This window comes from Streptomyces sp. NPDC000983 (assembly GCF_040299205.1).
Classification (GTDB): domain Bacteria; phylum Actinomycetota; class Actinomycetes; order Streptomycetales; family Streptomycetaceae; genus Streptomyces.
Genome location: NZ_JBEPBM010000002.1, coordinates 187,199 through 207,241, shown reverse-complemented (window position 1 = coordinate 207,241; position 20,043 = coordinate 187,199). Strand labels below are relative to the sequence as shown.

Below are 20,043 nucleotides of genomic sequence, written 5' to 3'. Positions count from 1 at the left end.
CACATCACTGATTCATGGGATGCGAGTTGCCTGATTTGGGGTGAACTTCGGGGCTCGGCAGGTTTTGACGGTGCGTAGTCTGTGCGCCATGCACACCACCGGGAACCAAGTGACGCCTGGGGGCGTCGTCGTCCTCGGTGCAGTACGGGTGAATGCGGAAGCGACCACATCCGTACTTCGGGGGGACCGGAAACCTGCCGCCGTTTCCAGGCGCGTCACACGGGTGCGCCTGCCCGAGGAGTAGTCGTTCGATGAGCGAGCACCGTCGCAAACCGCCGCAGCCGCAGGAAGGCGGACGTGCCGCGGCCCGACGCGGCCAGCCCGGCCCGTCCTCCGGCCGCCGCGCGGCACCGCGAGGCGCCACCGGATCTACCGCCGATTCGCATGGGACCAGCTCCCACGGGTCGGATTCCTACGATGCCGCCGAGGCGCTGCCGTACGGCGGCCGCGCCGCGGCCCGCCGTGCCTCGCAAGGCGGTGGGGGTGGCCGCCGCAGAGGAGCAGAGCCAGGCCCGGGTGGCCGGCGGGGCGGACCCGGAGGGTCCACCGGTCCCGGCCGGGGCCGTGGACGGGCCGCCGTTCCCGACAAGAAGCGGATCATCGACTATCCGCGCGCGGGCAAGGACGGCTGGCGTCGCTGGATGCCGTCCTGGAAGCTGGTGTCGGGCCTGTGCCTGGGCTTCATGGGCAGCCTGGTGGCCATCGCGGGCATTGGCTACGCCATGGTGGGCGTGCCCAACGTGGCGGACACCGCCGAGGCGCAGAACAACGTCTTCTACTGGTCCGACGGCACGGTGATGGTCGCCACCGGTGGTGAGACCAACCGCCAGATCGTCAAGCTGGACCAGATCCCCGAGGACATGCGCAACGCGGTGATCTCCCAGGAGAACAAGACCTTCGAAACCGACAGCGGCATCGACCCCAAGGGCATCGCGCGCGCGGTGTTCAACATGGCGCGGGGCGGCGAGACGCAGGGTGGCTCGACCATCACCCAGCAGTTCGTCAAGAACGCGATGCTGGACGACCAGTCCCAGACGGTCTCCCGGAAGTTCCAGGAGATCTTCGTGTCGGTCAAGGTGGGCGCCAAGTTCTCCAAGGACCAGATCATGGCGGGTTACCTGAACTCCGCCTACTACGGCCGCGGCGCCTACGGCATCCAGGCCGCCTCGCGGGCGTACTTCAACAAGGACTCGGTCGACCTCACCACCGGGCAGTGCGCCTTCCTCGCTGCCGTACTCAAGGGCGCGACGTACTACGACCCGGCGGGCGCGACCTCCATCGACCCGGTGGGTGCGACCCAGCAGGCCAATACCAAGCGGGCCACGATCCAGATGCAGGACACCCTGGACAAGATGGTCGAGTACGGCCACCTCAGCGCCACCGACCGGGCCAAGTACAAGGAACTGCCCAAGACGCAGAACCCCCGCTCGAACACCGCGCTGGGCGGCCAGGTCGGCTACCTCGTCGACCTCGCCAAGGCCTACGTCATCAACAACACCGACATCAGCGCGAACGACCTCCAGCAGGGCGGCTACTCGATCTACACGACCTTCGACAAGAAGAAGGTCAAGGCGCTCGAGGCCGCGGTGAAGAAGGTCCAGAAGGCGAACATCGATCCCAAGAAGCGCCCGAAGACGGACACGCACGTCCAGTTCGGCGGTGCTTCGGTGGACCCGGAGACGGGTGCCATCAAGGCGATCTACGGCGGCAGCGACGCCACCAAGCACTTCACCAACAACGCAGACGTCACCGGCGCCCAGGTCGGATCGACGTTCAAGCCGTACGTCCTCGCGGCGGCCATGAAGTGGGGCGTGCGCAATCCCGACCTCGGTGAGACGCAGGCGCAGGACGAGCGCAGGAAGGTCTCCCCGAAGAGCCTGTACAGCGGCGAGAACGACCTGAAGATCAAGGAGTACGACGGCGACGTCTGGCAGGACGACAAGGGCAAGGAGTGGCTCCAGGCCAACGACGGCGACGAGTCGCTCGGCGAGGCCCCGGACTACATGGTCGACCTGCGCACCGCCATGCAGTTCTCGGCGAACTCCGCCTTCGTGCAGCTCGGCATGGACGTCGGCCTGGACAAGGTGGAGGAGGCCGCCGTCGACGCGGGCCTGAAGGAGGACAGCCTGACGGGCACGAGCTTCCCGTCCTTCTCCATCGGCATCTCCGAGCCCAGCACGATCCGTATGGCGGGCTCCTACGCCACCTTCGCGGCCAGCGGCGAGCAGCGCGAGCCCTACTCCGTCACCGAGGTCAAGAGCGCCGAGGGCACGGTCTTCAAGCACGAGGACAAGACGAAGCAGGCCTTCACCGCCCAAGTCGCCGACAACGTCACCGACGTCCTGAAGACCGTGGTCGAGAAGGGCACGGGTACCGCCGCCCAGCTCACCGGCCGTGAGGTGGCCGGCAAGACCGGTACGACCGACGGCAACAAGTCGGCCTGGTTCGTCGGGTACACCCCGCAGCTGTCGACGGCGATCAGCATGTTCCGGTACCCGGACGACGAGACGATCAAGAACCGTAAGTTCCTGGAGATGTACGGCACGGGTGACCAGGAGTCGATCCACGGTGCCTCGTTCCCGGCCGAGATCTGGCACGACTACATGGAGCAGGCGCTGAAGGGCCAGCCGGCGAAGGCCTTCCCCGTCCCGGAGCCCATCGGTGAGGTCATCAACGCCACTCCGAGCCCGACGCCCACTCCCACCGAGACCGAGGAGGAGTCGCCGACTCCGACTCCGACTCCGACGCCGACCCCGACGCGGACCATTCCCACCCCGACCCCGAGCGAGACCTGCAACGGGTTCTGGTGCGAGGACGACGGCGGGACGGACAACGGAGGCACGGACGGCGGTGTGACGACCTCGCCCTCGCCCACGGTGTCCGAGGACACGAGCAACGGGAACGGCAATGGCAACGGCAACGGAGGCCTCTTCGAAGGCTCCACCGGCTAGCGCGACCGGCTGATCCCGGGGCGGCGCCCGATTGGGTGCCGTATGACCCGGCGCGGGTGTTTCACGTGAAACATGGGCCGCCGTACCGACCAGGTGCGGCGGCCCTCGGCGTATTCCCAGACTCGTACGGCAGGATGTGCCCCATGCCCAGTGCAGAGACGACGCCGAAGAGCGTGCACGAGCCCGGACCGGTGCGGCCCACGAAGGACGACGCGGTCGCCCGCAACGGCAGCGAGCTGATCGGCGGCCCCATCGGACGGCGTGCCCTGCTGGGGACGTCGTGGTGGACCCCCGTGCGGATCATCGCGCTCGTGGCGATCGGCGTGTTCGCCCTCGGCCTGGTCCAGAAGGCGCCCTGCTACAACGGGGCCTGGTTCTTCGGCGCCAGCTCGCAGTACACACACGCCTGCTACTCGGACATCCCGCACCTCTACCAGGGCCGGGGCTTCGCCGAGAATCTGGTGCCGTACTTCGACAGGCTCCCCGGTGACATGGAGTTCCTCGAGTACCCGGTGCTCACCGGTGTGTTCATGGAGGTCGCCTCCTGGCTCACGCCGGGCACCGGCAGCATCCAGGACCAGGAGCAGTGGTACTGGATGGTCAACGCCGGGATGCTGATGGCCTGCGCGGCCGTCATCGCCGTCTGCGTGACCCGGACCCACGCCCGGCGCCCCTGGGACGGACTGCTGCTCGCGCTGGCGCCGGCCCTCGCCCTGACCGCGACCATCAACTGGGACCTGCTGGCCGTCGCCCTGACGGCCGCGGCGATGCTGATGTGGGCGCGGGGGCGGTCGCTGGCCTTCGGTGTCCTCCTGGGGCTCGCCACGGCCGCGAAGCTGTACCCGGTGCTGCTGCTGGGCGCCCTGCTCGTACTGTGCTGGCGGGCCGGCAAGTGGCGGGACTTCGGCAAGGCCCTGGGCGGCACGGCCGTCGCCTGGACGGTCGTGAACGGCCCTGTCATGCTCCTCGCGTTCGACGGCTGGTCGAAGTTCTACACGTTCAGCCAGGAGCGGGGCGTCGACTTCGGATCCTTCTGGCTGATCCTGGCCCAGAACTCCAGCGACCCGCTCGACACCGAGACCGTCAACACCCTCGCCACGCTGCTGATGCTGCTGTGCTGCGCCGGGGTCGCCGCGCTCACCCTGACCGCCCCGCGCCGGCCGCGCTTCGCCCAGCTCGCGTTCCTGATCGTCGCGGCGTTCATCCTCACCAACAAGGTCTACTCGCCGCAGTACGTGCTGTGGCTGATCCCGCTCGCCGCGCTGGCCCGGCCGAAGTGGCGGGACTTCCTGATCTGGCAGGCCTGCGAGGTGGCGTACTTCCTGGGCATCTGGATGTACCTCGCGTACACGACCAGCGGAGACGCCCACAAGGGACTGCCGACCGACGGGTACCACTGGGCGATCGGCATCCACCTGGCGGGCACGCTCTACCTGTGTGCCGTGATCGTCCGCGACATCCTCATGCCCGAGCGGGACGTGGTCCGGCGGGCGGGCGACGACGATCCGTCGGGCGGTGTGCTCGACGGTGCGGAGGACGTCTTCGCCCTTGGGCCCGCGGCGCATCTGCCCAAGCACGCGGACGCCTTCGACGGACCCCAGGTGGAATGGGGCGGACCGGCACCCGAAGGCCGTTCGCTCTGAGCGAACAGAGCCGGTGGGCCGCGGTGTTGCGGCCCGCGGACAACGAAGGCCGTGCGCGGGGAGCACCCCGTGCACGGCCTTTTCGCTGCCACTGAAGGGCTCGGGCGAGACGGCTCAGCGGTCGACGATCCGGTCGAACTGCGTGGTGGTGTGCCGGAGATGGGCCACCAGCTCGTCCCCGACCTTCGGCTCCGGCGCGTCCGACGGCACGAACAGGATGGAGACCTGCATGTGCGGCGGCTCGGCGAACCAGCGCTGCTTGCCGCCCCAGACGAACGGGGAAAGGTTCCGGTTGACCGTGGCGAGGCCGGCGCGCGCCACGCCCTTGGCGCGCGGCATGACGCCGTGCAGGGCCTTGGGGGCCTCCAGACCCACCCCGTGCGAGGTGCCGCCCGCCACGACCACCAGGAAGCCGTCGGAGGCCGCCTTCTGCTGCCGGTAGCCGAAGCGGTCGCCCTTGGTCACACGCGTGACGTCCAGGACCGCGCCGCTGTACTCCGTGGCCTCGTGGTCCCCCAGCCAGAGCCGGGTGCCGATGCGGGCGCGGAAGCGGGTCTGCGGGAACTGCTGCTGGAGCCGGGCGAGTTCCTCGGCCTTGAGGTGGCTGACGAACATCGTGTGCAGGGGCAGCCGCGCGGCGCGCAGCCGGTCCATCCAGCCGATGACCTCCTCGACGGCGTCCGAGCCGTCGGTGCGGTCCAGCGGCAGATGGATGGCGAAGCCCTCCAGCCGGACGTTCTCTATGGCCGAGTGCAGCTGCGGCAGGTCCTGCTCGCTCACACCGTGCCGCTTCATCGAGGACATCACCTCGATGACCACCCGGGCACCCACGAGGCCGTAGACGCCGTCGATCGAGGACACCGAGCGGATGACCCGGTCGGGCAGCGGCACCGGCTCCTCGCCGCGCCGGTACGGCGTCAGCACCAGCAGGTCACCGCCGAACCAGTCCTTGACGCGCGCGGCCTCGTACGTGGTGCCCACGGCTAGGACGTCCGAGCCCAGGCGGGTCGCCTCCTCCGCGAGACGTTCGTGCCCGAAGCCGTAGCCGTTGCCCTTGCAGACCGGGACGAGTCCCGGGAACTGCTCCTGCACGTGCTTGTGATGCGCCCGCCAGCGCGCGGTGTCGACGTAGAGCGTGAGCGCCATGGCCGGACCTGGAACCTTTCTCGTGGCTGCGGTGTATCAGAGGTATGGAAGCTATCGAAGCAAATGCCCGTGGTTCAGCGGCGCGACATGTAGATGTCGAGCGCCTTGTGGAGCAGCTTGTTGAGCGGGAAGTCCCACTCGCCGAGGTACTCGGCGGCCTGGCCGCCGGTGCCCACCTTGAACTGGATCAGGCCGAAGAGGTGGTCGGACTCGTCCAGCGAGTCGGAGATGCCCCGCAGGTCGTAGACGGTCGCGCCGAGCGCGTAGGCGTCGCGCAGCATCCGCCACTGCATCGCGTTCGAGGGCCGGACCTCACGGCCGATGTTGTCGGAGGCGCCGTAGGAGTACCAGACGTGCCCGCCGACGATGAGCATCGTCGCCGCCGAGAGGTTCACGCCGTTGTGGCGGGCGAAGTACAGCCGCATGCGGTTGGGGTCCTCGGAGTTGAGGGCCGTCCACATGCGCTGGAAGTACCCCAGCGGGCGGGGCCGGAAGTGGTCGCGGACCGCCGTGATCTCGTACAGCCGCTGCCACTCCTCGAGGTCGTGGTAACCGCCCTGGACGACCTCGACACCGGCCTTCTCGGCCTTCTTGATGTTGCGGCGCCACAGCTGGTTGAAGTTCTTGTGGACCTCTTCCAGGGAGCGGTTGGCCAGCGGCACCTGGTAGACGTAGCGCGGCTGGACGTCGCCGAAGCCGGCGCCGCCGTCCTCGCCCTGCTGCCAGCCCATGCGGCGCAGCTTGTCGGCGACCTCGAAGGCGCGCGGCTCGATGAAGTCGGCCTCGATGTCGCGCAGCCGCTTCACGTCCGGGTTCTGGATGCCCGCCTTGATCGAGGTCGCCTCCCAGCGCCGGATGATCACCGGCGGGCCCATCTTCACGGAGAAGGCGCCCTGCTGCTTCAGGTGCGCGAGCATCGGTTCCAGCCAGTCGGTCAGATTCGGCGCGAACCAGTTGATGACCGGGCCCTCGGGCAGATAGGCCAGATAGCGCTTGATCTTGGGGAGCTGCCGGTAGAGGACCAGACCCGCGCCGACCATCTCGCCGGTACGGTCGTCGAACCAGCCGAGGTTCTCGGAGCGCCACTCCGCCTTGACGTCCGACCAGGCCGGGACCTGCATGTGGCTAGCCGCCGGCAGGCTCTGGATGTACGCCAGATGCTGCTCGCGACTGATGGTCCTCAGGGTCAGGCTCATTCGGGGCGCTCCTCGGGCTGGTGTGTCCCCATGGGTTCAGGGGCTCCGGCTCTAGCGCCGAAGCCTACTGCGCCCCGCGTCGGGTTCGACCGGGCGTACGGATGCTTCACCCCGGCCTGTGGGCCGCCGGGGCGAAGCGAGGTGGTGTCACGCGGCTCCGAGGGGGCTACGGCGTCAGCCGACGACCCCGCCGAAGAGACCGCCGTGGGCCAGGCCCAGGTAGAAACCGATGGCAGAGGCGCCCAGACCCAGGATCAGGCCGAAGCGTTCCCGGGTGGTCTCCGAGATCCACTGGCCGTAGGCGCCGGTGGCGATGCCCACCAGGCCGGTCCAGGAGCTGAGCAGGTGCAGATCGTGGAACATCGCCGTGACGAACGAGACGACGCCCATCACCAGGGTCACCGCGAGCAGCGTGTCCTGGAGAGGGTGGGGCTTTCCGTCCGTGGCGAAAAGGCCGCCGACGGTGTTGGGTCGCATTGCCTGTGCCATGAGGGCACCTCCTGCGGAAGGCGGCGCATCGTAGCGCCATACACACCCGATGTGTACAGATTGTCTGCTCTCCAGCCCGGATTTCAACCGGAAGCAGGTGTGCGGGTACTCTGTACCGTCTGCACCGGTGTCTGCCCATGCCCTGGACAGGGAATCCCGAGAGGGAACCCGATTGTCAGTGGTGGCCGATACCGTTGCGTACGCATCACAACCCTCCTGCCACGGAACGACCGTGGCCGCCGAGTCCAAAGGAGGTGGGTTCCACATGCGTCACTACGAGGTGATGGTCATCCTCGACCCCGATCTGGAGGAGCGCGCTGTCGCCCCCCTGATCGAGAACTTCCTCTCCGTTGTCCGTGAGGCCAACGGCAAGGTCGAGAAGGTCGACACCTGGGGCCGTCGTCGTCTCTCGTACGAGATCAAGAAGAAGCCCGAGGGCATCTACTCGGTCATCGACCTGCAGGCCGAGCCTGCGGTCGTCAAGGAGCTCGACCGCCAGATGAACCTGAACGAGTCGGTCCTCCGGACCAAGGTCCTCCGCCCCGAGACCCACTGAGCTCTCCCGCTCAGCTGATCTCGGGATTCGAGTAGCAGCACCAGCAGCCAGCAGCAAACCCGCCGAGAGGTTCATCCATGGCAGGCGAGACCGTCATCACGGTCGTCGGCAATCTTGTCGACGACCCCGAGCTGCGCTTCACCCCTTCCGGTGCGGCGGTCGCGAAGTTCCGTGTCGCGTCCACTCCCCGCACCTTCGACCGTCAGACCAATGAGTGGAAGGACGGCGAGAGCCTGTTCCTGACCTGCTCGGTCTGGCGTCAGGCGGCGGAGAACGTCGCCGAGTCGCTCCAGCGAGGCATGCGCGTCATCGTGCAGGGCCGGCTGAAGCAGCGGTCCTACGAGGACCGTGAGGGCGTCAAGCGCACGGTCTACGAACTGGACGTCGAGGAAGTCGGCGCCAGCCTGCGCAATGCCACGGCCAAGGTCACCAAGACCGCCGGCCGCGGTGGCCAGGGCGGTGGCTTCGGTGGCGGTGGCGGTGGCGGCCAGGGTGGCGGCGGCTGGGGCGGCGGCTCCGGTGGCGGCCAGCAGGGCGGCGGCGCTCCCGCCGACGACCCGTGGGCGACCGGCGCTCCCGCCGGTGGCCAGCAGGGCGGCGGTGGCGGTGGCTGGGGTGGAAACTCCGGCGGCGGCGGTGGCGGCGGCTACTCGGACGAGCCCCCCTTCTAGACCCTCGGGTCCGGGCTACCGGGCCTGATCCGGTCGAGGGCGGGTCGTACCCAAACTTCTTGATCACACAGGAGAAACACCATGGCGAAGCCGCCTGTGCGCAAGCCGAAGAAGAAGGTCTGCGCTTTCTGCAAGGACAAGGTCACGTACGTGGACTACAAGGACACGAACATGCTGCGGAAGTTCATTTCCGACCGCGGCAAGATCCGTGCCCGCCGCGTGACCGGCAACTGCACGCAGCACCAGCGTGACGTCGCCACGGCCGTGAAGAACAGCCGTGAGATGGCGCTGCTGCCCTACACGTCCACCGCGCGCTAAAGGAAGGGTGACCGAAACATGAAGATCATCCTCACCCACGAGGTCTCTGGCCTCGGCGCTGCCGGCGACGTCGTCGACGTCAAGGACGGCTACGCTCGCAACTACCTGATCCCGCGGAACTTCGCGATCCGTTGGACCAAGGGTGGCGAGAAGGACGTCGAGCAGATCCGTCGTGCTCGCAAGATCCACGAGATCCAGACCATCGAGCAGGCCAACCAGGTGAAGGCCCAGCTCGAGGGCGTCAAGGTCCGTCTGGCCGTTCGCTCCGGCGACTCCGGTCGGCTCTTCGGCTCCGTCACCCCGGCCGACGTCGCCTCGGCGATCAAGGCTTCCGGTGGCCCCGAGGTCGACAAGCGTCGCATCGAGCTGACCGCTCCGATCAAGACCCTGGGCGCCCACGAGACGTCCGTGCGTCTGCACCCCGAGGTTGCCGCCAAGGTCAACATCGAGGTCATCTCGGCCTGATCGCCGAGTTCGGCTCGCTGAGCTGAGAGAGGGGGCCGCACCCAATGGGTGCGGCCCCCTCTTCGTGTCATGACGACGGCCTGCCGGTGGGACGGTCGCGGTCATGTTTCACGTGAAACGCCGGTTCCACGTGAAACAGTCAGCGGCTCGCGCCCGTGACGATCCACCGTCCCGAGCGGGCGCGCAGCCAGAGCGTCAGCATTCGCACGGTCATCATCAGCGTCATCGCGCCCCAGAGCGCGGTCAGCCCGCCGCCCAGGACCGGGACGAGCAGGGCGACCGGGGTGAACGCCGCCAGGGTGACCACCATGGCGCCTGCGAGGTACCGTCCGTCACCCGCACCCATCAGGACGCCGTCCAGGACGAAGACCACGCCACAGATCGGCTGGGAGAGCGCCACCATCAGCAGGGCGGGGAGTGCGGTGTCCTTCACCGCCGGATCGCTGGTGAACAACGGCAGGAACAGCGGCCGGGCGACCACCACGAGCACGGCCAGCACCACGCCGGCGGCGATGCCCCACTCCACCATGCGACGACAGGCTGCTCGTGCGCCCTCGGCGTCGTCCGCGCCCAGATAGCGCCCGATGATCGCCTGTCCGGCGATCGCGATGGCGTCGAGGGCGAAGGCCAGCAGGCTCCACAGGGACAGGATGATCTGGTGGGCGGCGATGTCGGCGTCGCCGAGCCGGGCGGCGACCGCGGTGGCGATCATCAGGATGGCGCGCAGCGAGAGGGTACGGACCAGGAGAGGCGCGCCCGCCTGGGCGGCGGCCCTGATGCCGGCCGGGTCGGGACGGAGCGAGGCCTGGTGTCTGCGCGCTCCTCGGACGACGACCACGAGATAGGCGGCGGCCATGCCGCACTGGGCGAGAACGGTGCCCCAGGCGGATCCGGCGATGCCGAGGTCGGCGCCGTAGACGAGGCCGACGTTGAGGAGGGCGTTGGCGACGAAGCCCGCGACGGCGACGTAGAGCGGGGTTCTGGTGTCCTGGAGGCCGCGCAGGACTCCGGTGGCGGCGAGGACGACCAGCATGGCCGGTATGCCGAGTGCGGAGATCCGCAGATAGGTCGTCGCGTAGGGGGCCGCGGTGTCGGAGGCGCCGAAGAGTTCCACCAGGAACGGCGCTGTCGGCAGCACGGTCACGATGACGGCGGCGCCGAGGGCGAGGGCCAGCCAGATGCCGTCCATGCCCTGGCGGATGGCGGACTGCAGATCACCCGCGCCGACGCGTCGGGCGACGGCCGCGGTGGTGGCGTAGGCGAGAAAGACGAAGACGCTCACGGCGGTCATCAGGAGCGCGGAGGCGACTCCGAGTCCGGCGAGCTGGGCGGTGCCGAGATGGCCGACGATCGCGCTGTCGGCGATGACGAAGAGGGGCTCGGCGACAAGGGCGCCGAAGGCCGGTACGGCCAGCGCGATGATCTCTCGATCGTGCCGACGGCGTACGGCCTTGGGGGTCGCGGGAGCCTGTGTCATGAGCACCAATTTAATCGTCCACAGGTAAGAGATGCAATGTGAAACTGACCCTTACTTCCCCGGTGGGGGCCTGTGGTATCGCGCACTGTTCGAGCTGATCTTGGGCCGAGTGGGAGTTTTTTTGTTCTGCACAGCCCGTGGATGGGAAACGTGCTGGTCAGAGCGGGCTCATCGAGAAGGGTGCGGTCTTGTTCACAGGGCTGTCCACCGCGTCGTGCACAGGTTTCGCGGAGTTCTCCACAGCATCAGGGCCGTCGTCCACAAGGCCTGTGGATAACCAGATTGGCTGGAGCTGCCGAGGGGCCTAACGTGGTCCGTCGCCCCCCGCCGTCCGTCGGTCGAGAAATCAGCACAAAACAGACGCGTCAGAAGCGGAGTTGGGCCTCTTGGATGTCAGTGCCGTGCCGTAGAAATGAGGGGCACGGCGAGGTCCGCTCGGCGGACGGGAGGGGGTTGCTCGGTGAGCATTTCCGAGCCCTTGGACGACCCGTGGGCCGACAGCGGGCCCAGTGACCGTCTGCCCGCCTCACGTCGCCGGGGCGACGCCGGACGGGGCCGCGACGAGCAGCACGACCGCGGCCGTGAGAACGGCGAGTGGGACCGTGGCGGCTCGGCCTTCGAGCGGGTGCCGCCCCAGGACCTGGATGCGGAACAGTCCGTCCTCGGTGGCATGCTCCTGTCCAAGGACGCCATCGCAGACGTGGTCGAGGTCCTCAAGGGCCACGACTTCTACAAGCCCGCGCACGAGACGATCTTCCAGGCGATCCTCGACATCTACGCCAAGGGTGAGCCGGCCGACCCGATCACCATCGCCGCGGAACTCACCAAGCGCGGCGAGATCAACAAGGTCGGCGGCGCATCGTATCTGCACACCCTCGTACAGACGGTTCCCACGGCGGCCAACGCCGAGTACTACGCCGAGATCGTCCACGAGCGCGCCGTGCTGCGCCGCCTGGTCGAGGCGGGTACCCGGATCACGCAGATGGGTTATGCCGCCGACGACGACGTCGACGAGATCGTCAACCGGGCGCAGGCCGAGATCTACGCGGTCACCGAGCAGCGGACCAGCGAGGACTACCTGCCGCTCGGCGACATCATGGAGGGCGCCCTCGACGAGATCGAGGCGATCGGCTCCCGCAGCGGCGAGATGACGGGTGTGCCGACGGGCTTCACCGACCTCGACTCGCTCACCAACGGTCTGCACCCGGGGCAGATGATCGTCATCGCGGCCCGTCCCGCCATGGGTAAGTCCACCCTCGCGCTGGACTTCGCCCGTGCGGCGTCGATCAAGCACAACCTGCCCAGCGTCATCTTCTCGCTCGAAATGGGGCGCAACGAGATCGCGATGCGTCTGCTGTCCGCCGAGGCGCGGGTGGCCCTGCACCACATGCGCTCGGGCACGATGACGGACGAGGACTGGACGCGGCTGGCCCGCCGGATGCCCGAGGTCTCGGCCGCTCCGCTCTACATCGACGACTCCCCGAACCTGTCGATGATGGAGATCCGTGCCAAGTGCCGCCGGCTGAAGCAGCGCAGCGACATCAAGCTCGTCATCATCGACTACCTCCAGCTGATGCAGTCCGGTGGTTCGAAGCGCTCCGAGAGCCGTCAGCAGGAGGTCTCGGACATGTCCCGTAACCTCAAGCTCCTGGCCAAGGAGCTGGAGGTCCCCGTGATCGCGCTCTCGCAGCTGAACCGTGGTCCCGAGCAGCGCACGGACAAGAAGCCGATGGTGTCGGACCTGCGTGAGTCCGGCTCGATCGAGCAGGACGCCGACATGGTGATCCTGCTGCACCGCGAGGACGCCTACGAGAAGGAGTCGCCGCGCGCCGGCGAGGCGGACATCATCGTGGGCAAGCACCGTAACGGCCCGACGGCGACGATCACCGTCGCCTTCCAGGGGCACTACTCCCGTTTCGTGGACATGGCGCAGACCTGACCCGTCGGTGTCGGGCGGAATGCGCTCGACTCTCCCGGGCCGCTCGGGGTGGACTGGGGGGATGACGACATTCCAGGAAGAGTTGTTGCCGGCCACCCGACGGGCCTTGCTGCACCGGATCGCCGTGGCCCAGTCCGAGGGGCGGGCTCCCTCGCTCGTCGCCGCGGTCGTGCGCGGCGGGCGGACGGTCTGGCACGGGTCCCGGTCCTGTGTGGACGGGCATGCGCCGGACGACGACGTGCAGTACAGGATCGGTTCGATCACCAAGACGTTCACGGCCGTGCTCGTGCTGCGGCTGCGTGACGAGGGCCTGCTCGATCTCGGTGACCCGTTGGAGAAGCATCTGCCCGGCACCGGCGCGGGGGAGGCCACGATCGCCGAACTCCTCGCGCACACCGGGGGCCTGGCGGCCGAGTCGCCCGCGCCCTGGTGGGAGCGGACACCCGGGTCGACCCGGCCCGAACTCTCCGATGTGCTGGGCGAGCAGCCCCTCCTGCATCCCGTGGGCCGCCGTCACCATTACTCGAACCCCGGCTACACCCTGCTGGGCGCGCTGGTGGAGAGGCTCCGGGGGCGGCCGTGGGAGGAGGTGCTCCGTGACGAGGTGCTCGAACCCCTCGGGCTGAGCCGCACCGGTGGGCGGCCGGAGGCTCCGCACGCGGGCGGCTGGGCGGTGCATCCGTGGGCCGACGCGATGCTGCCCGAGCCGGCGGAGGATCTCGGGCTCATGGCCGCCGCGGGACAACTCTGGTCCACCACGGCCGATCTGGCGCGGTTCGCGGTCTTCCTCGCCCGGGGCGACGAGCGGGTGCTGAGCGCGGAGAGCGTCCGGGAGATGCGGACACCGGCGGCGCCGGGGGAGGCCGCGGACGTGGCCGACGGCGCGGCGTACGGGCTGGGGGTCCAGATTCAGCTGCGGCAGGGGCGGCTGCTGGCGGGGCACTCGGGGTCGTTGCCGGGCTTCCTGGCGAGCCTGTTCTTCAGCGAGAGCGACGACGTCGCCGCGGTGGTGCTCGCCAACTGCACCTCGGGGCCGGCGCTCTCCCTGGTCGTGGCCGATCTCATCGCCATCGTGGCCGAGGCGGAACCGCGGATCCCCGAACCCTGGCGGCCGATGGCCGAAGTCGATCCCGCGGTAATGGAGTTGGTGGGGCAGTGGTACTGGGGGACGTACGGCTACGGGCTCAGGGCGGCCGCCGACGGGCTGCTGGTGCTGGAGCCGCTGTCCGGCAAGGGCCGTCGCTCCCGGTTCCGGGCGAACGGGGACGGGACCTGGACGGGCCTTGAGGGCTACTACGCGGGAGAGCTCCTGACGGCCGTACGGCGCCCGGACGGTGGCGTGAGCCATCTGGACCTCGGGTCGTTCGTTTTCACCCGTCAGCCGTACGAGGAGGGGGCTCCGGTGCCGGGCGGGGTGGATCCCGAGGGCTGGCGGGGCATCAAGTAGCGCTCGCCGAGCGGGAGAACGCCCTGTTTCACATGAAACAGGGCGTTTCTGTGTCGCGGGGCGTGGCGGTGTGTCAGAGGGCGAGCTTGAAGCCGACGTGTGAGGCCGTGAACCCGAGCCGCTCGTAGAAGCGGTGGGCGTCGGTGCGGGAGGTGTCCGAGGTCAGCTGGACCAGTTGGCAGCCCTGGCGGCGGGACTCCTCGACGGCCCACTCGATGAACCGCGTGCCCAGACCGCTGCCCCGCTCGTCGGCGTGGACGCGTACGGCCTCGATGATCGAGCGGGTCGCGCCCTGGCGGGAGAGGCCGGGGACGATGGTGAGCTGGAGTGTTCCGACGACCCTGCCGTCCCGCTCGGCCACCATCTGGTGCTGGTTGGGGTCCCGGCTCAGGCGTTCCAGCGCCGCCACGTAGGGGGTGAGGTCCTCGGGGGACTCGCGCCGGGCGCCGAGGGGGTCGTCGGCGAGCATCGCGACGATCGCGGGAAGGTCGTCCCCGGTGGCCGGCCGTATTTCAAGATCTCCCATGGCGCTCACCCTATGCGCCGGGGGTGAGCGTGGCCGGTTCCCCGTCGTGGAGAGGAACCGGCCTGCGGGAGCGGAGGTTCAGCCCGCCGCCACCGTGAGGGGCGCGAAGCGGCGCTTCCAGTCTCCGGGCAGCCCGTCGATGCCGTAGGTCATCACCGCGTTGAAGGCGACGGGGGCCAGGCCGCGTTCCTTCGCCCAAGCGAGGAGTTCCTCGTGCCGTACGTCGATGTCGGTGCGCAGGGGGCGGTCGGTGCGGGCGGCGAGCGAGGTGATCAGTGCCTGTGCGGTCCGGGTGTCCTCGGCGATCAGCGGGCCGACGACATGGGTGTCCATGTTGGGCCAGGCGGCCGCGTATCCGGTGATCCGTCCGTTCTCCTCGGCGACCCGCAGCTGGTCCGCGAAGGCGGGCAGGCGGGTGATGACCGGGGTGCGGTCGGAGCCGAAGACCTCCTCGTCCAGCCGGAGGATCGCGGAGAGGTCGTCGGCGGTGGCGGGGCGGGTGGCGATGCCCGGCTCCACTCCGCCCGGCGTGAAGTGACCGCGCAGCATCTCGGCCCGGCCGGTGGCCTTGAAGCCGAGCTCCTCGTAGAGCGGCCGGCCGCCGGGGGTCGCGTGGAGGGTGAGCGGGGTGGTGTCCTGGGCCGAGATGACATGGCGCATCAGACGGCGTCCGATGCCTTGGCGGGCGTGTCGTTCGGCCACCAGCACCATGCCGATGGCCGCCAGGTCGGGGTGTTCGTGCGGGCCGTACCGGGTGACCACGCAGGCGCTGACGAGCCCGCCGTCGGGGTCGTCGATGCCGTACCCCTGGCCCGCGGTGAGGAGGAGACCCCACTTGTGTTCCTCCCGGGGCCATCCCCGGTTCTCGGACAGGTCGGCGCAGGAGGCGAGGTCGCGCAGCGTCAGACGGCGAATGGGCAGAGTGGCGGGGGAAGGAGTCGGCACGCAGGTCAGGCTGTCTGACGGGTGGCCGTCTCGTCCAGCCGTTTCCGGTGAGACATGCGCCCTTTTGGCCATGTCGCTGTCGGCGGCTCAAAACGCGGTGGGGGCAGGCCGTTTCACGTGAAACATGGACGAAGCGTGTGTGGAGGTGGGTTCGTTCGTTCGCAGGCTCGTCGGCTCTGCCGGCGCTAGCCTCACGGGTCATGGCGCGACTGCATCTCTTCGACCTGGACGGCACCCTGTTGCACGGGACGTCCGCCCCTGTGGAGATCTCACGGCAACTCGGTCTGGAGGCCGAGGCGGTGGCCCTGGACCGGGCGGCGGCGCTGGGCAGGATCGCGCCGCCGGAGTACGCGGTGCGCGCCCATGCGCTCTGGGCGGAACTCACCGAAGCGCACATCGCCGCGGCTTTCGAGGCCGCGCCGTGGCTGGCGCGGATCCGGGAGGTCTGGGCGGAGATCCGTGAGCGGGGGGACTACTGCGCGGTGGTGTCCCTCTCGCCGTCGTTCTTCGTCGAACGGCTCCTCGGCTGGGGTGCGCACGCGGCGCACGGATCGCTCTTCCCGGTGGTGCCGTTCACCGAGCCGGTCGATCCGGCGGGCGTGCTCAGCGCTGCCGCCAAGGTGGAGGTCGCCGACCGTCTGTGCGCACGGTTCGGGCTCACCCGGGCCGACTGCGTCGCCTATGGGGACTCCGGGTCGGACATGGACTTGTTCGCTGTTGTACCGATCTCCGTGGCGGTCAACGCGGACCGTCGTCTGTCCGGTCTGGCAACCCATTCGTACATCGGGAGGGATCTGTGGGATGCCTATGAATTGGTGTGCGGGGAACGGTAATTGAACGAAACTACGGCTTCATCCCTGGTCGTCCGGCGGCGGTCGATGGGGGGACTTGTGCGCGCGGCGCGGGCCGATAGGGTCGACTCCGGTTCGCATCCGGAACGGGTGTCGCGGGACGGTCGTATCCGGTACGCGCGGGCCGCGGGCAGGGCGACGCAGCTTAACGGGACGGAGAGATCGAAGACCCGTATTTGCGCATATGCGACCGGGGTGTGCACGCGCGGTGGGATGCTGCGTTTGAGCGGACTGCGGTCAATGTCACACTCCCTCCGTACTTGTCCGTACGCCGTGTGAGCACGGGTTGAATATGGCCACGTCGGCCAGGGCACCGAAGGGGAAGGCACAGCCGTCTGCGGGGGAAAGCAGGCATCTTCCGAGCGAGGAAGTGCGCAGACCGACCGAAATGTTCGAGGCGAGGCACACACCATGGACGCTCCGGCCACCACGTCGGCCGACAACGGCACTTCCGGCGGTGGGGACGGCTGGTTCGCGTCCCGCGCCCAGACGACGCCACCCCAGTCCGCCGCACCTCGGGACGCGGCCGCGGCAGGGCCCCGGCAGCCCGTGCCCCCGTCCTCCGGGTCCGGTGCCCCGCTCCAGCGGTCCGTCCCCGCGCAGCAGGCGTCCCCGGACGCCGTCCTCGTCCGCCGGACCATGGCAGAGGTCGGCCCCGTGGCCGACAAGGTGACGTCGTACTTCTACGCGCTGCTCTTCGTCCGCCACCCCGATCTGCGCTCGCTGTTCCCGGCCGCCATGGACACCCAGCGGGACCGGCTGCTCAAGGCGCTGCTCACGGCCGCCGAGCACATCGACAACACCGAGGTCCTGGTCGCGTACCTGCAGAACCTGGGCCGCGGCCACCGCAAGTACGGCACCCGCGCCGAGCACTATCCGGCCGTCGGGGAGTGCCTCATCGGAGCGCTCGCCAGGTATGCCTCCGCCGTCTGGGACGCCGAGACGGAGGCGGCCTGGGTGCGGACGTACACGACGATCTCGCAGGTGATGATCGACGCCGCGGCAACGGACGAGCTGCGCGCCCCGGCCTGGTGGTACGCCGAGGTCGTCTCGCACGAGCTGAGGACCCGGGACGTCGCGGTCGTCACCGTCCGCCCCGACCAGCCGTACCCCTTTCTCGCCGGGCAGTACACCAGTGTGGAGACGCCCTGGTGGCCGCGGATCTGGCGGCACTACTCCTTCGCCTCGGCGCCCCGCTCGGACGGCCTGCTGTCGTTCCATGTGAAGGCCGTCCCCGCGGGGTGGGTGTCGAACGCCCTGGTGCACCGGGCCCGGCCGGGGGACATCATCCGGCTCGGCCCGCCGGCCGGCTCGATGACGGTGGACCACACCACCGACAGCGGACTGCTCTGCCTCGGCGGCGGCACCGGCATCGCCCCCATCAAGGCGCTGGTCGAGGACGTCGCCGAGCGCGGTGAGCGGCGCCCGGTGGAGGTGTTCTACGGAGCCCGCAGCGATCACGACCTGTACGACATCGACACGATGCTCAGGCTTCAGCAGTCCCACCCCTGGCTGGCCGTCCGCCCCGTGGTGGACCGGCACGGACTGATCCAGCTGCCCGACGCGATCCGCAGCTTCGGGCCCTGGTACGAGTACGACGCCTATGTCTCGGGCCCGCCCGGCATGATCCGCAGCGGTGTGGACGTGCTCCGGGACATCGGGGTGCCCTCCGAGCGGATACGCCATGACGCACTGGAGGACCTGGTCACCGCGGAGGGCTGATCTCGGCCGGAGTGCGGGGCCTCAGCCGCTGTCCGGGCCTCAGCCCAGGTCCGGGGCGTGCATCGCCCGCACGCCCTCGATGTTGCCGTCCAGATAGTGGCGCAGCGACAGCGGCACGAGATGTACCGAGGCGATGCCGACACGGGTGAACGGCACCCGGACGATCTCGTACTCACCGATCGGCTCGTCGACCTCAGGGCCGTGCCGCAGCGAGATGTCCATCGACTCCAGGCGGCAGACGAAGAAGTGCTGCACCTTCACGCCGGTGGTCTCGGCGTCCGGGCCGATGTGCTCGACGGTGTCGACGAAGCAGGGCACCACGTCGACCACCTTGGCGCCGAGCTCCTCGTGGACCTCGCGGTGGAGGGCTTCCACGACGGTCGTGTCGGTCGGTTCGACCCCGCCGCCGGGGGTCAGCCAGTAGGGGTCCACACCAGGCTTGGTGCGCTTGATCAGAATCAGGTCGTCGCCGTCCAGCAGAACGGCGCGTGCGGTGCGCTTGACCACGGGTCGGACGGTCATGGGAGAAATGTGGCCCGGCTGGTTCCACGTGAAACATCGCCACGCGTCCCGGTGTGCGCCCAGCGGGTGACGCCTCGGCCACCGGCAGCTCCTGGCGACGCGTTCGGTGCCGCGTAGCCGGGGCCCGGCATCGGTCCGTTCAGCACCAGTCCGAGGCGGTCTGCAGCAGCCACTCGTGGGCCCGCGCTATGTGGGGCATCGCCAGGGTGCCGGTGCGGACCACCAGGAAGTACGTCCGCAGCGGCGGCACCGCGGGTTCGTGCAGGGCGACGACATCGCCCCGGCTCAGCTCGGGCCCGCAGAGATAGCGGGGCAGCACCGCCAGACCGGCGCCGGCGACCGCGCAGGCCAGCACCGCTCGCAGGTCGGGCACGATGACCGTGCCCGGGACGGCCGGGCGGGTGTCGAAGACGGAGGCCCAGTAGCGGGAGACGAACGGCAGCGACTCGTGCACCTCGATCACCGGAACGTCCTCCAGCACGGGCGCACCCTTGTGGTGCGGCATCCCGGAGTCGATCCTCTCGGCCCAGCGCGGGGCGGCGAGCAGGACGTGCTCTTCGTCGCAGAGCGCAGTCGCGGTGAGCAGAGCGCCGCGTGGGCGGGCCGTGGTGATGGCCAGATCGTGATGTCCGGCGGCCAGCCCTTCCAGCGTCTCCTCGGCGTTGCCGAAGGACGCCCGCAGCGCGAATCCCTGGCCGTCCTCCCCGGTCAGCTCGGTGAGCGCGGGCAGGGCACGTTCGGCGGTGAACTCGGGCGGCCCGGCGAGGTGCAGCGTCCGCACCGAGGACTCGTCGTCGAGGCCTGTCTCGGTGATCTCGACCAGGGCGTCCAGGTGCGGTGCCGCCTTGTGGGCGAGTTCGTCGCCGATCGTCGTCGGCGTGACACCGCGGGCCTGGCGCAGGAACAGCGGACGTCCCAGCTGCCGCTCCAGGGTGCGGATCTGGGAGGTCACGGCGGGCTGGGACAGGCCGAGCAGAGCCGCGGCGCGGGTGAAGGAGCCCGCCCGGTGCACGGTCACAAAGGTGCGCAACAAGGCCAGATCCATGGCACACCTCCTCTTCCCAGACCTCCCTCGGCCCCCAGGTCGCGCCCCACTATAAATATGTCGATAGGTCTCTGTCGCTAACGTGATTGGACACTGACACAGAGTCAACTAGCCTTGTTGGCGCGGTTCTTCGC

18 protein-coding genes are annotated in these 20,043 nt (G+C 69.2%); 10 read left to right on the top strand and 8 right to left on the bottom strand.

The annotated features are described in order from the left end of the window. The first annotated feature begins 251 nt into the window (after positions 1 to 251). A complete protein-coding gene (locus tag ABT296_RS02965; RefSeq protein WP_351922590.1) occupies positions 252 to 2,951 on the top strand; it encodes a transglycosylase domain-containing protein in 2,700 nt (899 codons plus the stop codon). Between the two features lie 143 nt (positions 2,952 to 3,094). Beyond that, the gene (locus ABT296_RS02960; protein WP_502977161.1) at positions 3,095 to 4,594 is read left to right on the top strand and encodes a glycosyltransferase family 87 protein; all 1,500 of its coding nucleotides are present in this window, start codon (positions 3,095 to 3,097) and stop codon (positions 4,592 to 4,594) included. Between the two features lie 114 nt (positions 4,595 to 4,708). Here the strand turns inward: ABT296_RS02960 and ABT296_RS02955 are convergent, their stop codons facing one another. The 3 genes from ABT296_RS02955 to ABT296_RS02945 form a co-directional block, all read right to left on the bottom strand. Then, positions 4,709 to 5,740, bottom strand: coding sequence for an alanine racemase (locus tag ABT296_RS02955; protein WP_351922588.1), 1,032 nt, complete (start codon positions 5,738 to 5,740; stop codon positions 4,709 to 4,711). A 74-nt stretch (positions 5,741 to 5,814) separates the two neighbouring features. Then, complete coding sequence (femX, locus tag ABT296_RS02950; protein WP_351922587.1) at positions 5,815 to 6,936, bottom strand: peptidoglycan bridge formation glycyltransferase FemX; 1,122 nt, start codon at positions 6,934 to 6,936, stop codon at positions 5,815 to 5,817. 174 nt (positions 6,937 to 7,110) lie between these two features. Next, positions 7,111 to 7,425, bottom strand: a complete 315-nt coding sequence (locus ABT296_RS02945; protein WP_351922586.1) for a hypothetical protein — start codon at positions 7,423 to 7,425, stop codon at positions 7,111 to 7,113. Between the two features lie 265 nt (positions 7,426 to 7,690). Here ABT296_RS02945 and rpsF point away from each other — a divergent pair, with 265 nt between their 5' ends. From rpsF to rplI, 4 genes are all read left to right on the top strand, one after another. Continuing rightward, the gene (gene rpsF, locus ABT296_RS02940) at positions 7,691 to 7,981 is read left to right on the top strand and encodes a 30S ribosomal protein S6 (RefSeq protein ID WP_017240415.1); all 291 of its coding nucleotides are present in this window, start codon (positions 7,691 to 7,693) and stop codon (positions 7,979 to 7,981) included. A gap of 77 nt (positions 7,982 to 8,058) precedes the next feature. Further along, entirely contained in the window at positions 8,059 to 8,652 is a 594-nt protein-coding gene (locus ABT296_RS02935) for a single-stranded DNA-binding protein (RefSeq protein ID WP_351922585.1), read from the top strand. A gap of 81 nt (positions 8,653 to 8,733) precedes the next feature. Further along, the gene (rpsR, locus tag ABT296_RS02930) at positions 8,734 to 8,970 is read left to right on the top strand and encodes a 30S ribosomal protein S18 (protein ID WP_003949403.1); all 237 of its coding nucleotides are present in this window, start codon (positions 8,734 to 8,736) and stop codon (positions 8,968 to 8,970) included. An 18-nt stretch (positions 8,971 to 8,988) separates the two neighbouring features. Next, positions 8,989 to 9,435 (top strand): 50S ribosomal protein L9, encoded by a 447-nt coding sequence (gene rplI, locus ABT296_RS02925; protein WP_351922584.1) that lies wholly within the window; start codon positions 8,989 to 8,991, stop codon positions 9,433 to 9,435. A gap of 139 nt (positions 9,436 to 9,574) precedes the next feature. On the opposite strand, the gene ABT296_RS02920 is transcribed toward rplI, so the two are convergent. Further along, complete coding sequence (locus ABT296_RS02920) at positions 9,575 to 10,912, bottom strand: MATE family efflux transporter (protein ID WP_351922583.1); 1,338 nt, start codon at positions 10,910 to 10,912, stop codon at positions 9,575 to 9,577. A 460-nt stretch (positions 10,913 to 11,372) separates the two neighbouring features. On the opposite strand from ABT296_RS02920, the gene dnaB reads away from it, so the two are divergent. Together dnaB and ABT296_RS02910 are read left to right on the top strand one after the other, a co-directional pair. Then, positions 11,373 to 12,851 carry a replicative DNA helicase gene (gene dnaB, locus ABT296_RS02915; protein ID WP_351922582.1) on the top strand — a complete coding sequence of 493 codons (1,479 nt, stop codon included), beginning with the start codon at positions 11,373 to 11,375 and terminating at the stop codon, positions 12,849 to 12,851. Positions 12,852 to 12,912: 61 nt separating this feature from the next. Then, positions 12,913 to 14,298: a serine hydrolase domain-containing protein gene (locus ABT296_RS02910; protein WP_351922581.1), complete on the top strand. Its 1,386-nt coding sequence runs from the start codon at positions 12,913 to 12,915 to the stop codon at positions 14,296 to 14,298. 73 nt (positions 14,299 to 14,371) lie between these two features. On the opposite strand, the gene ABT296_RS02905 is transcribed toward ABT296_RS02910, so the two are convergent. Both ABT296_RS02905 and ABT296_RS02900 read right to left on the bottom strand, forming a co-directional pair. Further along, positions 14,372 to 14,824: a GNAT family N-acetyltransferase gene (locus ABT296_RS02905; protein ID WP_351922580.1), complete on the bottom strand. Its 453-nt coding sequence runs from the start codon at positions 14,822 to 14,824 to the stop codon at positions 14,372 to 14,374. 78 nt (positions 14,825 to 14,902) lie between these two features. Further along, positions 14,903 to 15,769 carry a GNAT family N-acetyltransferase gene (locus tag ABT296_RS02900; protein WP_351922579.1) on the bottom strand — a complete coding sequence of 289 codons (867 nt, stop codon included), beginning with the start codon at positions 15,767 to 15,769 and terminating at the stop codon, positions 14,903 to 14,905. 200 nt (positions 15,770 to 15,969) lie between these two features. Between ABT296_RS02900 and ABT296_RS02895 the strand changes: the two genes are divergently transcribed. Both ABT296_RS02895 and ABT296_RS02890 read left to right on the top strand, forming a co-directional pair. Next, the gene (locus ABT296_RS02895) at positions 15,970 to 16,602 is read left to right on the top strand and encodes an HAD family hydrolase (protein WP_351922578.1); all 633 of its coding nucleotides are present in this window, start codon (positions 15,970 to 15,972) and stop codon (positions 16,600 to 16,602) included. A 429-nt stretch (positions 16,603 to 17,031) separates the two neighbouring features. Continuing rightward, positions 17,032 to 18,342 (top strand): globin domain-containing protein, encoded by a 1,311-nt coding sequence (locus tag ABT296_RS02890; RefSeq protein WP_351922577.1) that lies wholly within the window; start codon positions 17,032 to 17,034, stop codon positions 18,340 to 18,342. A gap of 39 nt (positions 18,343 to 18,381) precedes the next feature. Here ABT296_RS02890 and ABT296_RS02885 read toward each other — a convergent pair whose 3' ends face one another. Next, positions 18,382 to 18,864, bottom strand: a complete 483-nt coding sequence (locus tag ABT296_RS02885; RefSeq protein WP_351922576.1) for an NUDIX domain-containing protein — start codon at positions 18,862 to 18,864, stop codon at positions 18,382 to 18,384. A gap of 139 nt (positions 18,865 to 19,003) precedes the next feature. Continuing rightward, positions 19,004 to 19,909 (bottom strand): LysR family transcriptional regulator, encoded by a 906-nt coding sequence (locus ABT296_RS02880; RefSeq protein ID WP_351922575.1) that lies wholly within the window; start codon positions 19,907 to 19,909, stop codon positions 19,004 to 19,006. Positions 19,910 to 20,043 lie beyond the last annotated feature (134 nt).

What these genes read in the sequence shown, in the direction of transcription:
- ABT296_RS02965 (WP_351922590.1), top strand. Translation starts at nt 252, where the DNA reads ATGAGCGAGCACCGTCGCAAACCGCCGCAGCCGCAGGAAGGCGGACGT.
- ABT296_RS02960 (WP_502977161.1), top strand. Translation starts at nt 3,095, where the DNA reads ATGCCCAGTGCAGAGACGACGCCGAAGAGCGTGCACGAGCCCGGACCG.
- ABT296_RS02955 (WP_351922588.1), bottom strand. Translation starts at nt 5,740, where the DNA reads ATGGCGCTCACGCTCTACGTCGACACCGCGCGCTGGCGGGCGCATCAC.
- femX (WP_351922587.1), bottom strand. Translation starts at nt 6,936, where the DNA reads ATGAGCCTGACCCTGAGGACCATCAGTCGCGAGCAGCATCTGGCGTAC.
- ABT296_RS02945 (WP_351922586.1), bottom strand. Translation starts at nt 7,425, where the DNA reads ATGGCACAGGCAATGCGACCCAACACCGTCGGCGGCCTTTTCGCCACG.
- rpsF (WP_017240415.1), top strand. Translation starts at nt 7,691, where the DNA reads ATGCGTCACTACGAGGTGATGGTCATCCTCGACCCCGATCTGGAGGAG.
- ABT296_RS02935 (WP_351922585.1), top strand. Translation starts at nt 8,059, where the DNA reads ATGGCAGGCGAGACCGTCATCACGGTCGTCGGCAATCTTGTCGACGAC.
- rpsR (WP_003949403.1), top strand. Translation starts at nt 8,734, where the DNA reads ATGGCGAAGCCGCCTGTGCGCAAGCCGAAGAAGAAGGTCTGCGCTTTC.
- rplI (WP_351922584.1), top strand. Translation starts at nt 8,989, where the DNA reads ATGAAGATCATCCTCACCCACGAGGTCTCTGGCCTCGGCGCTGCCGGC.
- ABT296_RS02920 (WP_351922583.1), bottom strand. Translation starts at nt 10,912, where the DNA reads ATGACACAGGCTCCCGCGACCCCCAAGGCCGTACGCCGTCGGCACGAT.
- ABT296_RS02910 (WP_351922581.1), top strand. Translation starts at nt 12,913, where the DNA reads ATGACGACATTCCAGGAAGAGTTGTTGCCGGCCACCCGACGGGCCTTG.
- ABT296_RS02905 (WP_351922580.1), bottom strand. Translation starts at nt 14,824, where the DNA reads ATGGGAGATCTTGAAATACGGCCGGCCACCGGGGACGACCTTCCCGCG.
- ABT296_RS02895 (WP_351922578.1), top strand. Translation starts at nt 15,970, where the DNA reads ATGGCGCGACTGCATCTCTTCGACCTGGACGGCACCCTGTTGCACGGG.
- ABT296_RS02890 (WP_351922577.1), top strand. Translation starts at nt 17,032, where the DNA reads ATGGACGCTCCGGCCACCACGTCGGCCGACAACGGCACTTCCGGCGGT.
- ABT296_RS02885 (WP_351922576.1), bottom strand. Translation starts at nt 18,864, where the DNA reads ATGACCGTCCGACCCGTGGTCAAGCGCACCGCACGCGCCGTTCTGCTG.
- ABT296_RS02880 (WP_351922575.1), bottom strand. Translation starts at nt 19,909, where the DNA reads ATGGATCTGGCCTTGTTGCGCACCTTTGTGACCGTGCACCGGGCGGGC.